Genomic DNA, 14,870 nt, shown 5'->3' with positions numbered 1-14,870 from the left:
AATACGCTAACGGCGCTTTTTCCCTCCACGTTTTGGCCCGCCCGGCGTTTTGCCCGGTTGACCATCCGAAGCACCCCGAGATCCGCCGCCTTGCCCTCTGTGAGCGCTTGGCTTACCGGACCCCTTGCGTGGGCCGCCTCTATGGAATGGTTTCTTCTTAGAGGGTTTTCCAGAATTATGCAAAGTTTTCTTGAAGGTTAACCCCGGAATATCGGCCCCTTCGGTGCCAATAACCGCGAAAACTGTCCCTCCGGTCAGGGGGTCGGCTTCTTTCAGTTGCACCGCAATAGAGGCGCCAAGGCGGTAAATCCGGCCCGAACGCTGGCCGATCAGGGCGTGCTGGTCCTCGACATGGTCGTAAAAATCGTTGGGCAGGGTGCGGATGGGCACAATCCCGTCCGCGCCGCTTTCATCCAGCGTAACGAACAGGCCAAAGCGGGTCACGCCGCTGATCCGGCCGGAAAATTGCGCGCCAATCTGGGTGGACAGGAACGTGGCGGCGAAACGGTCGACCGCGTTGCGCTCGGCTTCCGCCGATGTGCGCTCGGTCTGGGAAATATGGTCGGCGATTTCTTCCATCTGCACGACTTCTTCTTCGCTCAGGGCGCCGGGGCCGAGGTTCCACGACCGGATCAAACTGCGATGCACGACCAGATCGGCATAACGGCGAATGGGCGAGGTAAAGTGCGCGTATTTTTCCAGCGCCAGACCAAAGTGCCCGATATTGTCCGGGTGATAAATGGCCTGTGCCTGCGACCGCAAGATCATCTGGTGGACCAGATGGCCGTAGGGCAGTTTATCGGCCTGGCGCAAAATGCCATTCAATTGCGCCGGGCGGATCACCTGCCCGCGTGGCAAGGACAGGCCAAAGCTGTCGATGAAATCGGCGGCGGCATCAATCTTTTCCGCGCTGGGGCGGTCGTGGATGCGGTACATGCACGGGGCTTTGCGGGCTTCCAGCGCCATGGCCGCGGCCACGTTCGCCAGAATCATAAATTCTTCGATCAGCTTGTGGGAATCGTACCGCGCCCGCACGGCCACGCCCGTCATTTCGTTTTTATCGTTCAAAACGATTTTGCGTTCGGGAATGTCCAGATCCAGCGCGCCACGTTCATTGCGCGATTTTTGCAGGACTTCATACACTTCGTACAGCGGGTTGATGACATCATCCATCAACGGGCTGGTCATGGAATCGGGCGTGCCATCGCGCGCGGCCTGCACCTGTTCGTAAATCAGGCGGGCTTTGGACCGCATCAGGCCGCGGACGAATTTGTATTTTTGCAGATTGCCCTGATCGTCAATCCACATATGCACGGCCATGCAGGCGCGGTCTTCGTTCGGGCGCAGCGAGCAGAGATCGTTCGACAACGCTTCCGGCAGCATCGGCACGACGCGGTCGGGGAAATAGGTGGAGTTGCCGCGGCGATAGGCTTCGCGGTCCAGATTGCTGTCCGGGCGGACATAGAAGGCCACGTCGGCAATGGCGACGATCAAATGGTAACCACCATTTTCGGCATCTTTTTCGGCAAAGACCGCGTCGTCGAAATCGCGCGCATCAATGCCGTCAATGGTGACCAACGGCCAGCGGCGCAAATCATCGCGCTTGTCCAATGTCGGCACTGTCATTTTTTCCGTTTCGCGCAAGACCGCGTCGGGGAATGTTTCGCGCAAACCGGCTTCGTTCAGGGCCAGAATGCTGATTGCCTTTGGATCGTTGCGTGACCCGATAATTTCCTTCACGCGCACTTTGCCATTGCGCACGCCACGGCTGGGTTGAATTTCCGCGACGACCAGATCGTTTTCATCCGCGCCGTTCAAATCTTTCTGCGCGATGTCGAAATCGAATTTGGCCCTTTTATTCGCGGGGCGCAGGATAAAGCCGCTTTTCGTGCGTACAACCAAGCCCATGACACGGCCGCGTTCGGTGTCCAGTTGGCGGATCACGCGGGCTTCGTACATGTTCGGGGCAACGCGGCTCAGTTTGGCCAGCGCGCGGTCACCGGGGGCGAGGGCCGGGTGGCCCTTGTTTGCTTCGGGGGTGATTTCAATGCGCGGGGCGGGGCCTTGGTACTCTTCGCTCCAATCCACCGGGCGGGCCAGCGTGTCACCGTCCAGATCGATGTCGGTGACTTCGATAATGGCCACGGCGGGCAGGGCTTCGGGAATGGCGTAGGCCTGACCCGGTTGTTTGATGATGATGCCGTCATCTTCCAGCATGCGCAGCGCGTCTTTTAATTCGACGCGTTCTTGCTCGCCGCGGATGTTCAGGGCTTCGGCAATCTGGCGCTTGGTCAGCGGCTCGGGACTGGCGTTGAGGAGGTCGGTAATGGCGGATGGATCAAATTTTTTCATATATAAATTCATAGCACGAAAGCGGTCTTTTGTACGGGGAAACGCAAGGGATAACAAAACCGGCCACCGCTTTTTGGCGGTGGCCGGCTTGCTTGTGTGTGCGTGTGTGGTGTGTGTTTGTTTATTTATGTGTACGCAGAAAACTCGATGATGTTGTTTTGGTCTCCGTCTACGGCTTCAGGCATCAGCATTTGAAACCCGGTTTCCAGCTCCTCCCCGAGCAGGCTGGCGATGCGGTGGATGTGGCTTATGGCCTTTTCATCCAGCGCGGCGTCATTTTGGCCGCAGAGGAACAGAATCGCATGAATATGATTTACATAATTCTTGCAGCGATCCAGCGCCAGCTGACCACACATCAGTGTGTTGGCATCCATGGTCTTCCCCCCTTCAAGGTGTTCCATTGATCAGTGTGTCAAAATTCAACGATGTTTGAACATTATTCCGAAAATCATACGATTGCAACAAAATTCGGTACAAAGTTCAATTTCTTTTGAATTTAGTTCGTGGTAGACTGATTCTATGATTACGAAAGAGCAATGTCGGGCCGGGCGCGGCCTTCTGGGGTGGACACAACAGGACCTGGCCGATGCGGCGGGGATGTCCAAGACGGCTATCAACAATTTCGAACGGGGCACGAATGATGTCCGGGCGGAATCGCTGGAATCAATCCGTCTGGCGTTTGAACGGTCCGATATCGAATTTGTGGGTGATTATGGTGTGCAACGCCGCCGGGACACAGTCAAGGTCCTCAAGGGTGCTGATGCACTGCCTTTATTGTGGGACGACATTTTTGAAACGATGAAGGCCGCCGGGGGCGAGGTTTTGATTACCAACCTGGATGAACGCCGGTCCCACGAATCGCATCCGGACAAGCTTCTGGCGCATTTGTCCCGGATGAAGGCCCATAACATCACCGAACGCCTGCTGGCGTGTGAGGGCGATGCCTATTTCGTGCAACCGGCTGAATATTACCGTTGGCTGCCGCGCGATGTGTTCCGCGCGGGGATGAGCTCGTTCATCTATGGCGACAAGGTTGCGCTGCAATTGTGGCAGGAAGCGATGATCATCGTCGTGAACAGCCGGTCCGCCCATGAGGCGGAAAAGCAGCGGTTCGAATATCTGTGGACCAACGCCATCATCCCTCCGTACGAATCCTCCCAAAAAGATGCAGGCTAGTTGCATTCGCAACCAAAGATTGTATAATCCGGGATATAGGTGCGGGGCACGGGAACGGTTTTCATTGTGCTAAGCGGTTTTTCGTATGAAAAATTTGATGACCTGATCCACCGGTCCAGCGCGGTCCGGGACGACACCTATCTGAATGCTCCCATTTATTATGTTTTGACCGGACGGCGCGGCGCGTGGCTGCACGAAGGCTATGGCGCGGCCATGGTCGTGTGCCGCGATCCGCATAACCCGGCGGGCCTGCTGGCCTTCCCCGAAATTGGGCAGGAAGCGCGCGGGCGTTTGGCGGCCTCCGTTTTATGCGGGTTGGACCCACCACCCGGCGGGGTGCGGCTGGCCCGGTTTACGGACCAGGATCTCGCCCAGTTGGAAAACGCGCTCCGGGCCCGGCGGGATGACCGCGTGGCCCGGATTGAACGCATTGATGAAACGGTCATGGACTGGCGCTATCCGGTCCATGTGCTGGACACTGCGCGCGTGGCGGAAATGAAGGGCACGGCCTTCATGAAAATCCGCAACAAATGCCGCAAGGTGGAGGATGAGGTTTCAACGCTGCCTCTGTCCGATCCGCGCGCGCTGAAAGCCATGCGCGCCGCGCAGAAATATTGGGAGGGGTCCATGGTCCTGCGTGAATTGGACGACATGGATTTATCGACCTATTACACAATGCTGTTTTCCGTGATTCAAAAATGGCCGCATTTGTTTGGCGGTCTGGTGTTCCTGCGCGGTGATTTCCCGGTCGGGTTTACCGTGTATGACCGTCCCTATATGGGGACATCGAATTTGCTGGCGAATTTGAGTGATGCAATGATTTCCGGTCTGGCGGATTTTCAGGTTGTTGAAACATGCCGGTCCATGGCGGCGGATCATATCGCATGGATGAATTTCGGCGGGTCCGAAACCGAAACGCTGGATAAATTCAAACGCAAATTCATGCCCGTCAAATCCATCACCATCCATTCGGCAGAAGTGCATTACGAACCACGCTTTGACGTGAATGTCCGCACGACGGCGATTTTAGCGGATCAGATGACGGCGTATTAAAAAGAAAACCCCGAACAAATCGGGGTTTTCTTTTTTACTATTCTTTCGCGGCGGGTTTCTTTGTTGCCGGCTTCTTTGCTGCTGCGGGCTTTTTAGCCGTAGTCTTCTTTGCCGCAGGTTTCTTGGCGGCTGCTTTTTTAGCCGGGGCCTTTTTCTTCGCCGCTGTTTTCTTTGGTGCGGCCTCATCACCATCGGCTTTGGCTTTTTTCTTGCCCCATCCACCGCGACGGCCACCGCCATTGGCGGCGCGTTCGGCTTTGGCTGCGATTAAATCAACGGCGCGGTTGATGCCGATGGTCAAAACGTCATCGCCCTTTGGAATGGACGTATAGGACCCTTGGTGGACCAGGAACGGGCCAAAGCGGCCAATGCCCGCTTTGATCATTTCCTTGGTTTCCGGGTGCAGGCCAATTTCGCGCGGCAGTTCCAGCAATTTCAGGGCGGCGGCCAGATCAATATCTTCCAGCTTCAGGCCCTTGGGAACGCCTTGGCGTTTTGGTTTCTCTGCGGTTTCCTTTTTCTTCTTCGCTTTGCCTTTGCCCTTTTTCGCGGTGCCGTCTTCGACCTCGGGGGCTTTTTCCTCGACAGCGGGGGCGGGCGGGGCTTCCGGCGGATCAATTTGTACGTACGGACCGTATGGACCACGACGCAAAGACACGGCGCGGCCGGTTACCGGATCATTGCCCAGAATTTTCGGGGCGTTGGCCAGTTGGGCGGCCAGGCCACTTTCGCCGCCGGCTTCGCCACCTTCGGCGTTTTCATCCGCGGATGGAACGACCAGCGGGCGGGTGTAGCGGCAATCCGGGTAATTGGCGCAGCCGATAAAGGCCCCGAATTTGCCCAGCTTCAGGGACAGACGCCCTTCGTTACAGGCCGGGCAGATGCGCGGGTCTTTGCCATGTTCAACCACCGGGAAGAAGTGGGGGCCGAGTTCGGCATCCAGATTGTCGATGACTTCGGTAATGGTCAGGTTTTTGGTGTCACCGACGGCCTTGCTGAAATCCTTCCAGAATTGGGCCAGCGCATCTTTCCAATGCGCTTGTCCGGCGGCAATCGCGTCCAGCTCTTCTTCCAATGTCGCGGTGAAATCGTAATCGACATAGCGGGTGAAAAATTTCGACAGGAAGGTGGTGACCAGACGGCCACGGTCTTCCGGAATAAAGCGTTTCTTGTCCAGCCGCACATAATCGCGGTCCTGCAACACCTGCAGGATCGAGGCGTAGGTGGACGGGCGGCCAATCCCCAGCTCTTCCATTTTCTTCACCAGTGACGCTTCCGAATAACGCGGCGGCGGCTGGGTGAAATGCTGGTCTTGGGCGACGTCGATCAATTTTGTGGCATCGCCCTTGTCCAGAACGGGCAGGCGGCGGTTTTCTTCGTCGGCTTCGTCATCATCCTGACCTTCCTGATACAGGGTCAGGAAACCGTCGAACGCGACGGTTGAGCCGGTGGCGCGCAGGACAACATCGGAGGTGCCATCGGAAATATCCGCGCCCACCTGGTCCATCACGGCGTTTTCCATCTGGGACGCCATGGTGCGTTTCCAGATCAGTTCATACAGACGCGCCATTTGTTCTTCGACATACATGCGGACTTCGTCCGGTGTGCGCGACAGATCGGTGGGGCGAATGGCTTCGTGGGCTTCCTGTGCGTTCTTGGCCTTGGATTTATACAGGCGCGGCGCATCGGGCAGATATTTCGGCCCGTAATTCGATTTAATCACATCACGGCATTGCGTGACCGCATCTTCGGACAAGGTCGTGCCGTCGGTACGCATATAGGTGATCAGGCCGACGGTCTCGCCGTTGATTTCCGTGCCCTCATACAAACGCTGCGCCGTGCGCATGGTTTGCGAGGCACCGAAGCCGAGCTTGCGCGAGGCTTCCTGTTGCAGGGTCGAGGTAATAAACGGGGCCGGCGGGAAACGGCGGACCTGTTTCTTCTCAACATTCTGCACAATCAGGTTTTTGCCGCGAATACGGTTGGCGGCGGCGGTCGCCTGCGCTTCGGACCCGATATCCAATTTGTCCAGCTTGTTGCCGGACAGGTGGGTCAGGCGCGCGGTGAACGGCGCGCCGTCGCGGTTGTGCAGGCGGGCCTCGATCGTCCAATATTCATCGGCGCGGAATTTTTCAATTTCGGATTCGCGTTCGCAAATCAGGCGCAGCGCCACCGATTGCACACGGCCCGCAGAGCGGGAACCGGGCAGCTTGCGCCACAGAACCGGGGACAGGTTAAACCCGACCAGATAATCCAGCGCGCGGCGGGCGAGGTAGGCATCGACCAACGGCGTATCCAGATCACGGGCGTTTTTGAACGCTTCCTGAACGGCTTTCTTGGTGATTTCGTTAAAGGTGACGCGGAAGACCTGTTTGCCCTCCAGCAAGTTTTCATCGTTCAGCAGTTCCTGCACGTGCCATGAAATGGCTTCCCCCTCACGATCAGGGTCAGTCGCGAGGTACAGGGCTTTGGCCTTTTTCACGGCGCGGCGGATGTCCCCCACCGGTTTGGCGGCGCGGTCCCCCAGTTCCCAGAGCATGGCAAAGCCATTCTCCGGGTCCACCGACCCATCCTTGGGCGGCAGGTCGCGGACGTGGCCGTAAGAGGCCAAAACCTCATAATCCGGGCCAAGATACTTATTAATGGTCTTGGCCTTGGACGGGGATTCAACGATGACGAGATTGGAAGCGCTCAAGTGAAAATCCTGCCTCTATATATAAAGTGTCCTTTCAGGGAATGACACGGGTTGGGGCGTTCGTCAACAGGGTGGTTTTTAGGGAAAATGGCGGACGGCGTAATTTATTGACATAATAATCGGCGCGGGTTTAATGTGCCTGATCTGTAACGGGCCCGGCTTGGGCCATCAGGCGAAGGGTATTGGGTATGAGCGGTACAAAAGTCTCGACGGCAAAAATTCTGGGTTTGTTCTGGGGATGGCGGTTCTTGTGGGCGGTGCGCATGTTTTGAACGAAGACAAGCGCGAACAGGATGCGCGCGATAACGCGAACCCGGATTTGATGGTTGATCAATATTGTGAACGCATAACCCGCGATTCCGTATCCCTGCACGATCAATTTATGCGCCGCGCCACGGGTGCCGCGCAGAAGGTTTTGTTTGAACTGACAAAAGATGATTGCAAGAAGATCATGGCGGACAAGAAAGCAGCGACGCCACAACCCGTCCCCGCGCCGTAACCGGATCAGGAACACACGATGATGTTCAAAGACGTTGCACACACGCTGGATGAAACCATCGATACGATGGCGATTATGATGGCCGGGTTTGCGCTGGATCAGGCCGAGCAGCAATTGCGCGCCATCGGCAAAGATGATCTGGCCGATGCGCTGCAGAAATTGCAGATCGACACGGGCATCCAGCATGAAGCTATTGCCAAGGAAAACTATGCCAATGTGGAAAACAATCTCGTCGATGATGAAACACTGGTCACGATCGAGATGTTTGAACCCGTAACCCACGACCGTTTGAAAATGCTGGATGTGGTTTGCGCGTTGTTGCCCGATGGGGCCACGAAAGATGATGTAAGGGCGCTGGGTGATGAATTGGCGCAGGTTGTTATTCTGCCCGCTGCGTCTGGTCCTGTGCCGACACCGTAGTTTAAGTCAGTCCAAGGCGCAGCGTTGCGCGGTCCTTGAAACGATCACCATGGTCCGTCCCCTCAATCAGGGCGGACCATTTTTCCTGGATATCATCATCCATGATGTGGCCCAGAAATATCGTGCTGTCGCGGTCCGGGGCCGGGTTGGTGGCGTACACGGTGCCGTTATCATTCATGAAGAAATAAGCTGATTTGCGTGTACTGCGTGCGCCGGGTTCGATGGGCAGGGCGGGGAACTGCTGGCGCAGCGCCTGCATCGCGGTGTGAAAGCGGCCGGGGGCCATTTCAAAATCAATCCGGTTCATTTCGCCGCGTTCGGCGGGGATGAATTCATAAATGCTCCACCGCGCCAGTGGATTATCCGTCCGCTGGGCGAAGGGCGATAATGTTTCCGCCAAGGCGGGCAAAGCGTGCAGATTTTTGGTGCAGGCCACCGTATTGATCTTTAACCGGATGCCCGCATCCAGCACGCGCGGAATGGTATCCAGTACATGGGCAAAGTGCTTTTTGTTCCCGCGCATCAGCGTGTGGGTATCGGCATCGCCCTCCAGCGGCAGGCTCATAAAACTGACATAGCGTTGCAGCAAGGGCAGGGTGTCGGTATTCAGCAACAATCCGTTCGTATCCAACTGGATTTTTATGCCATGGGATGCGGTGTGGGCAAAGACGGCCTCCAGATCGCGGTCCAGCAACGGATCGCCGCCGCCAAAGGTGATCAGTTCCGCCCCCATTGCGGCCACGCGGTCGATGGCGACCAGCCGGTCGGCCAGTGCTGTGCGCACCCCGTTGAATGGGATGTAGCAAAACTGGCACGGCATGTTGCACCGTGCGGCATAGTTAAAAATGACCCGGGTTGGCTTCAGCATGGCCGGATCATGTGTTTATTTATGGAAATATGCAAGTTTTTTGAGCGGGGTGGGGCGTGTTTTACGCCGCCAGCCGCACGACCCGGTTGCCGGGCAGGCGTTGGATGCGGCCGGACAGTTCCAGGGTCAGCAAGGCGCTTTGCACGGCGGCGGTGGGTTGGCCTAGGGCGCGGATTAAATCATCGACCTGTACGGCGGTGGTGGACAAATGGTCCAGAATGGCTTCACACAGATCGGCCGGGCCGCTGGGCACCGGGCGCACGCCCAGATCCAGCATCATATCCAGAATGTCATCATCCAGATCGGCGAAGACATCATCATCGCTATTCTTGTCGTCGTGGATAAATCCGGTCGCGCGGTCAAACAACCCGCCGGGGATCATGCCCGCCGCCGTGTGAAATTCATCCGGTTGCAGGGTGCGCAGATCGTCCAGAATATCCTGTGCGTTGCGGACCATAACCGCGCCATCGCGGATCAGGCTGTTGGTGCCTTCGGCGCGTGGGTCCATCGGGTGGCCGGGAACGGCGAAAACATCGCGTCCCTGTTCCGCGGCGACACGCGCGGTGATCAGTGATCCGGAGCGCAGGGAGGCCTCCACCACCACGACACCCTGTGACAATCCCGAAATCACGCGGTTGCGGCGGGGGAAGCTTTGGGCGAAGGGTTCCTGCGCCAGCGGGCTTTCCGCCACGATCAACCCTTCCGCACGAATGGAATCGTACAGTTTCTGGTTTTCTGGCGGATAGACGATATCAATGCCGCCCGCGACCACGGCAATGGTGCCGCCGGACAGAGATCCTTCGTGCGCGGCGGTATCAATGCCGCGGGCCAGACCGGAGACGACACCGATGCCCGTTGCCGATAAATCGGCGGCCAGCTTGCGCGCAAAATTGCGCCCGTTCATCGACGCGTTGCGCGCGCCGACGACGCCAACGCAGCGGCGCTTCAGGAGTTCGATATTGCCCAGCACGGTGATGACAGGCGGGGCGTCCTCAACCGCGCGCAAGGGAGCGGGGTAGCGCACATCATCGGCGCACAGGATCAGGCCGCCCATTTTGCGGAGGGCGTTCAGCTCATGGTCGATATCGGCCAGCGGTGCGGGTGTGAGTTTTTTCTGTTTGCCGCTGGCCTGGCTCAGGCTGGGCAGGGCGTCCAGCGCCGCGCGGGCGGAACCGAATTTTTGCAGCAGGCGGTAAAAGGTGATTGGCCCAACATGCGGCGTGCGCGCCAGCCGGAGCCAGTCGCGGATCATATCGTCATCAAAATGCGACGTTGCTGCATGTTCGTGTATGCGGGCCATACCGAAGTATGTACCACCCGGGGTGGTTGAAAGCGCCCCTAAACCCGGGAGTGTGGGGCGTCATGCACAGTTTTTGACAAAAGGGCGGTCTATATGTAAAACCGAAGTCATGTCAGAAAACCCGGCGAACCCTGTTTTGCACCTGCCCACCACCCGCACCCGTCTGCTGCGCGGGGCCGGGATGGTGCTGGCCCAGTTTGGGGTGCCGACCGGGCTGGCCATGGCGGCGGCGGTCACGTTCGGCTTTGGGCCGTCGGTTGGGTTGGGCATGATCGCGCTGGCGTATGGCAGCGGGTTGATCCGGGCCCTGCGGACAGAAGATGATCGCAGCTTTGATCGCGCCCATGAAAAAGCGCCGATTGTGGGCACCCTGCAGACCATCATGGATTCGCTGGCATTCAAGGCCGGAATGGCACCGCTTCCGGTGCGTTTCATTCGTGATGATGATTATGCGTCCCTGAATACAATCGGTCAGTATGCGGCGACAACGGGGCAGGCGGTTTACGCATCGTCACAGGTCGCGGCCCTGCCGCGCCGGGAGCAAGCGTTCACGTTGGCGCATGAAATTGCCCATGTGCGCGCCCGTGATGTACGGACACAGATTCCCATTCGTATGGCCATTCATGGATCGCTGGTGCTGACCGGGGTTGCGGGTGTGGCCATGATGGGGGCTGTTCTGTTCACGGGCGGGTCGGTTACTGCGGCGTTTTTAGGGATGTCGTGGATGGGGTCTTTCTATGCCCATCATATCGTTCAAAAAGCGCTGGGTGCCAAAATCATTCGGGAACAGGAATACCGTGCTGATGCCAATGCCTTGCGCCTGACACGTGATTTCAATGCGGCGGTGTCGCTGATTGATCGGCTGGACGATACGGGGCCGGGTGGTATTTATGAAGACGACGAACCCGCGCCGACGGTGACGGTCATATTGGAAAAAGTTTTTGGCGAGCATCCCGTGCGCGATGACCGGGTGAAATCATTGCGCGCCGTGTGGAAAGACATGGTCGCGGCCGATCCGTCCTTGCAGACGCCGCGTGTCGTTCCGCCTGTATCCGCGCCGCGCCCTTAAGCGTCTTTTTTCTTCTTGCCGATTTTCGGTTCTTCGCCTTTCAGGATGCGCTGAATGTTCGCCTTGTGGCGGATCCAGACAAAGGCGGCGACGCCCGCGCACACGGCGGCCAGTTTTGCATCGTGATAGATCAGGAACGCCGATACCGGCATCGAGATCATCGCAATCAAGGCCGACAGCGATGAGATGCGGGAGATAAACGCCACGACCAGCCATGTGGCGCACGCGGCCAGACCCGTAAACGGAGCCAAAGCCAGAACCATGCCCAGCGTGGTGGCCACGCCTTTTCCGCCCTTGAATTGCAGCCAGACCGGGAAGCAATGGCCCAGAATGCTGAACAACCCGGCGGCCATGGCGGCATCGAATGATCCAAAATGGTTGGCGATCAAAACCGCCAGCGCGCCCTTGCCGCCATCCAAAATCAACGTCAGCAACGCCAGCGGTTTGTTTCCGGTGCGCAGCACGTTGGTGGCACCAATATTGCCGGACCCGATTTTGCGAATATCGCCATACCCGCCCAGACGCGCCAGCACCAACCCGAACGGGATCGAACCAAGCAGATAGCCAAAGACGGAGAAGAGAAGAACGCTGGTCATTTATTTTATATCGTTTCGTTAGCGGTTGATCAGAAGGTCAAGAACAGCCATGCGCACGGGGACACCGTTGCGCACCTGTTTTAAAATCAGGGATCGCGTCGGGTCATCGGCGACGTCATCGGCAATTTCCACGCCCCGGTTCATCGGGCCGGGGTGCATCACGCACGCATCCGGCTGGGCCAGATCCAGCCGATCAATGGTCAGGCCATATTGATTGAAGAACGCAATGTCGGATGGCATGCGCGATGGGTCCATGCGTTCCTTCTGATTGCGCAGCATCATAACGATGTCGCAGCCGGGCAGGCCGGATTCCATCGAGGTGAATTTTTCAATGCCCGCGGCCAGTGGTTTTTCCGGCATCAGGAAATCCGGCGCAATCACACGCACCGTTGCCCCCAATCGGGTCAGCAGGGCCATGTTGGATGCGGCGACGCGGCTGTGCGCAATGTCGCCGCAGATGGCGATGGTCAGTCCTTCGATCCGGCCCTTGGCTTGGCGGATGGTGAAGGCGTCGAGCAAGGCCTGTGTCGGGTGTTCGCGCCACGAATCCCCGGCATTGATCACCGGACATTTGACCATGGACGCCACATAATCCGGCGCGCCGTAGTCGGAATGGCGGATGATGATGGCATCCGGGTCATATTCGGCCAGTGTTTGAATCGTGTCGGAAAAACTTTCGTTCTTTTTCAGCGAGCTGGATTCAACGTCCCAGTTAATGACATTGGCCCCCAGACGTAGGGCGGCTGTTTCAAACGATGTACGCGTGCGGGTGGAATTTTCAAAAAACAAATTCATCACGATCCGCCCGTTCAAGGTCGGGGTGATGGGTTGGCCCGCATTGATCTGGTCGGCATAGGTTTGGGCGCGCGATAAAATGGCGTCAATATCCGCGTCGCTTAAATTCTGTATGCCGGTGCAATGTTTCATTTTTAAGACTGGTCCACAATGTTACGCGTAATCAGGGTTTGGATATCCGCATCATCCATCTGTAACAGGCCGTGCAGGATATCGCGTGTATGTTCCCCGCAAATCGGGGGAGGTAAACGGTAATCGACAGATGTGTCCGACAGTTTCAGCGGGCTGCCCACCAGATGGATTGGTGTGGGGGACAAAGGATGATCCATTTCAATGTTCATCGCACGGGCATCGACCTGCGTCATGGCGAACACCTGATCCATCTTATTCACGGGCCCGGCGGGCACGTCGATGTCGCGGCACAATGACACCCACGACTCCACGCTGCGCGTTTTCATGGCGGCTTCGATCATGGGGACCAGAATGTCGCGGTGTTTCACGCGGGACTGGTTGCGGGTGAAGCGGTCATCCTCCGCCCATTCGGCATGGCCGAGCGCGGTGGCGAAACGTTTGAATTGCGTGTCGTTGCCAACGGCGATGACCATCCAGCCATCCGATGCTTCAAACGCCTGATAGGGGACGATGGTGGCATGGGCGTTGCCCTGCCGTTTGGCGACGGTGCCGGATGTTAAATAATATTGCGCCAGATTGGTCAGCCCCGCGAGTGTACAATCCAGCAACGCCACATCGACATGCTGGCCTGTGCCCGTTTCTTTCCGCGCATGGAGCGCGGCGAGGATGCCGATGGTGGCGTACAGGCCGGTCATGACATCGCTCAGCGCCACGCCGATTTTCATGGGTTGGCCGCCGGGTTCACCCGTAATGGCCATCATGCCGCCCATGGCTTGAACCAAAAGGTCGTAACCCGGTTCGCTGGCCAGCGGTCCGGTGTGGCCGAAACCCGTGATGGAGGCACAGATAATATGCGGATGGCGTTTTTGAATGTCGGCCCAGCCCAGCCCGTATTTATCCAGCCCGCCCACTTTGAAATTCTCGATCATCACATCGGATTTTTCGAGCAGGGCGTGAATGATCTCTTGCCCTTCCGTCGTTGTGATATCGACGGCGAGGGAGCGTTTGTTGCGGTTGGCGGAGAGGTAGTAGGCGCTCTCGCTGGTGGGTGCGCCGTTTTCGTCCAGTAGATAAGGCGGGCCCCATTTGCGGGTGTCATCGCCCTCACCGGGGCGTTCGATCTTGATAATGTCGGCGCCAAGGTCGCCCAGAATTTGTGTGCAGACAGGCCCGGCCAGAACGCGGGAGAGGTCGAGAACGCGGATAGTGTTCAATGCGCCCGTCATTGTTGTTTATCCCCCGATCCGGAAATGCATGTATTGGTACGCGCCAACGCACAGAATACCGACAACGAAACCGGGTCCGGCGGGAATTTGCAGGCGGGAGAGTTTCATCGGTCCACCTTCGCGCCGCGCGGTCAGGGCGGCCACGCCCAACCCGTGTAACAATCCGGCGGTCGCGCCAAGGGTCAGGGCCAGCGTGATGCCTTCGGCCCCTAACCATAATCCGGCAGCCCCCATCAGTTTGACATCGCCAAGGCCGAGGGCGTCTTGGCCATAATAGCGGCTGCCGCAATAGCGGATAATCCATAATACGCCAAAACCGAGCGCGGCCCCGACGATCATATCGGGCAAGGGGAGGGATTGGGTTGGGGCGGCAAAATGGAAAATAACGGCCAGCAGGGCAAAGGGGGCAACCAGCACATTGGGCAGCAGCCAAGTTTTCAGGTCAATGATGGCCAGCGCGATCAGCAATCCAATCGCGCCCGCAAGGCATAACAGCGCCACCCAGTCCAACATGCCAGTCTTTCCATCAGTTTATCGGGAAAAGCGATGGGGCTGACCCTACACCCGGGCGGGGTGGGGCTCAATATGCGGGGGCATGGTGATTCACAGCGATTTTACGAAGCTGAAGCAATTGTTAACGTGAGGGCGGTATTGGTGCGCCAAGGGCTAGAAACCACGGGTTTGCGCCA

Annotated in this window: 14 protein-coding genes; 5 read left to right on the top strand and 9 right to left on the bottom strand. The window is 57.7% G+C overall.

What is annotated here, in order from left to right; translation table 11 throughout:
* Positions 1-6: 6 nt before the first annotated feature.
* Together rnr and ACSC94_RS07460 are read right to left on the bottom strand one after the other, a co-directional pair.
* The gene (gene rnr, locus ACSC94_RS07465; protein WP_435640218.1) at positions 7-2,352 is read right to left on the bottom strand and encodes a ribonuclease R; all 2,346 of its coding nucleotides are present in this window, start codon (positions 2,350-2,352) and stop codon (positions 7-9) included.
* Positions 2,353-2,477: 125 nt separating this feature from the next.
* Positions 2,478-2,726: a hypothetical protein gene (locus tag ACSC94_RS07460; RefSeq protein WP_435640217.1), complete on the bottom strand. Its 249-nt coding sequence runs from the start codon at positions 2,724-2,726 to the stop codon at positions 2,478-2,480.
* 145 nt (positions 2,727-2,871) lie between these two features.
* Here ACSC94_RS07460 and ACSC94_RS07455 point away from each other — a divergent pair, with 145 nt between their 5' ends.
* Positions 2,872-3,528 carry a helix-turn-helix domain-containing protein gene (locus tag ACSC94_RS07455; RefSeq protein ID WP_435640216.1) on the top strand — a complete coding sequence of 219 codons (657 nt, stop codon included), beginning with the start codon at positions 2,872-2,874 and terminating at the stop codon, positions 3,526-3,528.
* Positions 3,529-3,594: 66 nt separating this feature from the next.
* Positions 3,595-4,581: a hypothetical protein gene (locus tag ACSC94_RS07450; RefSeq protein ID WP_435640215.1), complete on the top strand. Its 987-nt coding sequence runs from the start codon at positions 3,595-3,597 to the stop codon at positions 4,579-4,581.
* Positions 4,582-4,618: 37 nt separating this feature from the next.
* On the opposite strand, the gene topA is transcribed toward ACSC94_RS07450, so the two are convergent.
* The gene (gene topA, locus ACSC94_RS07445; protein WP_435640214.1) at positions 4,619-7,276 is read right to left on the bottom strand and encodes a type I DNA topoisomerase; all 2,658 of its coding nucleotides are present in this window, start codon (positions 7,274-7,276) and stop codon (positions 4,619-4,621) included.
* 238 nt (positions 7,277-7,514) lie between these two features.
* Here topA and ACSC94_RS07440 point away from each other — a divergent pair, with 238 nt between their 5' ends.
* Both ACSC94_RS07440 and ACSC94_RS07435 read left to right on the top strand, forming a co-directional pair.
* Positions 7,515-7,775, top strand: coding sequence for a hypothetical protein (locus tag ACSC94_RS07440; protein WP_435640213.1), 261 nt, complete (start codon positions 7,515-7,517; stop codon positions 7,773-7,775).
* A gap of 18 nt (positions 7,776-7,793) precedes the next feature.
* Positions 7,794-8,195, top strand: coding sequence for a hypothetical protein (locus tag ACSC94_RS07435; protein WP_435640212.1), 402 nt, complete (start codon positions 7,794-7,796; stop codon positions 8,193-8,195).
* A 1-nt stretch (position 8,196) separates the two neighbouring features.
* Here the strand turns inward: ACSC94_RS07435 and ACSC94_RS07430 are convergent, their stop codons facing one another.
* Together ACSC94_RS07430 and dprA are read right to left on the bottom strand one after the other, a co-directional pair.
* Positions 8,197-9,063, bottom strand: a complete 867-nt coding sequence (locus ACSC94_RS07430) for a radical SAM protein (RefSeq protein WP_435640211.1) — start codon at positions 9,061-9,063, stop codon at positions 8,197-8,199.
* Positions 9,064-9,124: 61 nt separating this feature from the next.
* Positions 9,125-10,363 (bottom strand): DNA-processing protein DprA, encoded by a 1,239-nt coding sequence (dprA, locus tag ACSC94_RS07425; RefSeq protein ID WP_435640210.1) that lies wholly within the window; start codon positions 10,361-10,363, stop codon positions 9,125-9,127.
* Positions 10,364-10,472: 109 nt separating this feature from the next.
* Here dprA and ACSC94_RS07420 point away from each other — a divergent pair, with 109 nt between their 5' ends.
* Positions 10,473-11,432, top strand: coding sequence for a M48 family metalloprotease (locus tag ACSC94_RS07420; RefSeq protein WP_435640209.1), 960 nt, complete (start codon positions 10,473-10,475; stop codon positions 11,430-11,432).
* Here the strand turns inward: ACSC94_RS07420 and plsY are convergent.
* The 4 genes from plsY to ACSC94_RS07400 are packed head-to-tail and all read right to left on the bottom strand — an operon-like array spanning position 11,429 to position 14,694.
* Positions 11,429-12,028, bottom strand: a complete 600-nt coding sequence (gene plsY / locus ACSC94_RS07415) for a glycerol-3-phosphate 1-O-acyltransferase PlsY (protein ID WP_435640208.1) — start codon at positions 12,026-12,028, stop codon at positions 11,429-11,431. The two genes, ACSC94_RS07420 and plsY, sit on opposite strands and share 4 nt — an antisense overlap.
* Before the next feature lie 18 nt (positions 12,029-12,046).
* Positions 12,047-12,955 carry an aspartate carbamoyltransferase catalytic subunit gene (locus tag ACSC94_RS07410; RefSeq protein ID WP_435640207.1) on the bottom strand — a complete coding sequence of 303 codons (909 nt, stop codon included), beginning with the start codon at positions 12,953-12,955 and terminating at the stop codon, positions 12,047-12,049.
* A 2-nt stretch (positions 12,956-12,957) separates the two neighbouring features.
* Positions 12,958-14,181 carry a CaiB/BaiF CoA transferase family protein gene (locus tag ACSC94_RS07405; RefSeq protein ID WP_435640206.1) on the bottom strand — a complete coding sequence of 408 codons (1,224 nt, stop codon included), beginning with the start codon at positions 14,179-14,181 and terminating at the stop codon, positions 12,958-12,960.
* Between the two features lie 6 nt (positions 14,182-14,187).
* Positions 14,188-14,694: a prepilin peptidase gene (locus ACSC94_RS07400; protein ID WP_435640205.1), complete on the bottom strand. Its 507-nt coding sequence runs from the start codon at positions 14,692-14,694 to the stop codon at positions 14,188-14,190.
* Positions 14,695-14,870 lie beyond the last annotated feature (176 nt).

Source organism: Micavibrio aeruginosavorus, assembly GCF_051245535.1.
GTDB lineage: Bacteria > Pseudomonadota > Alphaproteobacteria > Micavibrionales > Micavibrionaceae > Micavibrio > Micavibrio aeruginosavorus_D.
This window is presented reverse-complemented; position numbering and strand designations above follow the sequence as displayed.

Coding starts and splice junctions, on each gene's coding strand:
- rnr (WP_435640218.1), bottom strand. CDS start 2,352: ATGAAAAAATTTGATCCATCCGCCATTACCGACCTCCTCAACGCCAGT.
- ACSC94_RS07460 (WP_435640217.1), bottom strand. CDS start 2,726: ATGGATGCCAACACACTGATGTGTGGTCAGCTGGCGCTGGATCGCTGC.
- ACSC94_RS07455 (WP_435640216.1), top strand. CDS start 2,872: ATGATTACGAAAGAGCAATGTCGGGCCGGGCGCGGCCTTCTGGGGTGG.
- ACSC94_RS07440 (WP_435640213.1), top strand. CDS start 7,515: ATGGCGGTTCTTGTGGGCGGTGCGCATGTTTTGAACGAAGACAAGCGC.
- ACSC94_RS07435 (WP_435640212.1), top strand. CDS start 7,794: ATGATGTTCAAAGACGTTGCACACACGCTGGATGAAACCATCGATACG.
- ACSC94_RS07430 (WP_435640211.1), bottom strand. CDS start 9,063: ATGCTGAAGCCAACCCGGGTCATTTTTAACTATGCCGCACGGTGCAAC.
- dprA (WP_435640210.1), bottom strand. CDS start 10,363: ATGGCCCGCATACACGAACATGCAGCAACGTCGCATTTTGATGACGAT.
- ACSC94_RS07420 (WP_435640209.1), top strand. CDS start 10,473: ATGTCAGAAAACCCGGCGAACCCTGTTTTGCACCTGCCCACCACCCGC.
- plsY (WP_435640208.1), bottom strand. CDS start 12,028: ATGACCAGCGTTCTTCTCTTCTCCGTCTTTGGCTATCTGCTTGGTTCG.
- ACSC94_RS07410 (WP_435640207.1), bottom strand. CDS start 12,955: ATGAAACATTGCACCGGCATACAGAATTTAAGCGACGCGGATATTGAC.
- ACSC94_RS07405 (WP_435640206.1), bottom strand. CDS start 14,181: ATGACGGGCGCATTGAACACTATCCGCGTTCTCGACCTCTCCCGCGTT.
- ACSC94_RS07400 (WP_435640205.1), bottom strand. CDS start 14,694: ATGTTGGACTGGGTGGCGCTGTTATGCCTTGCGGGCGCGATTGGATTG.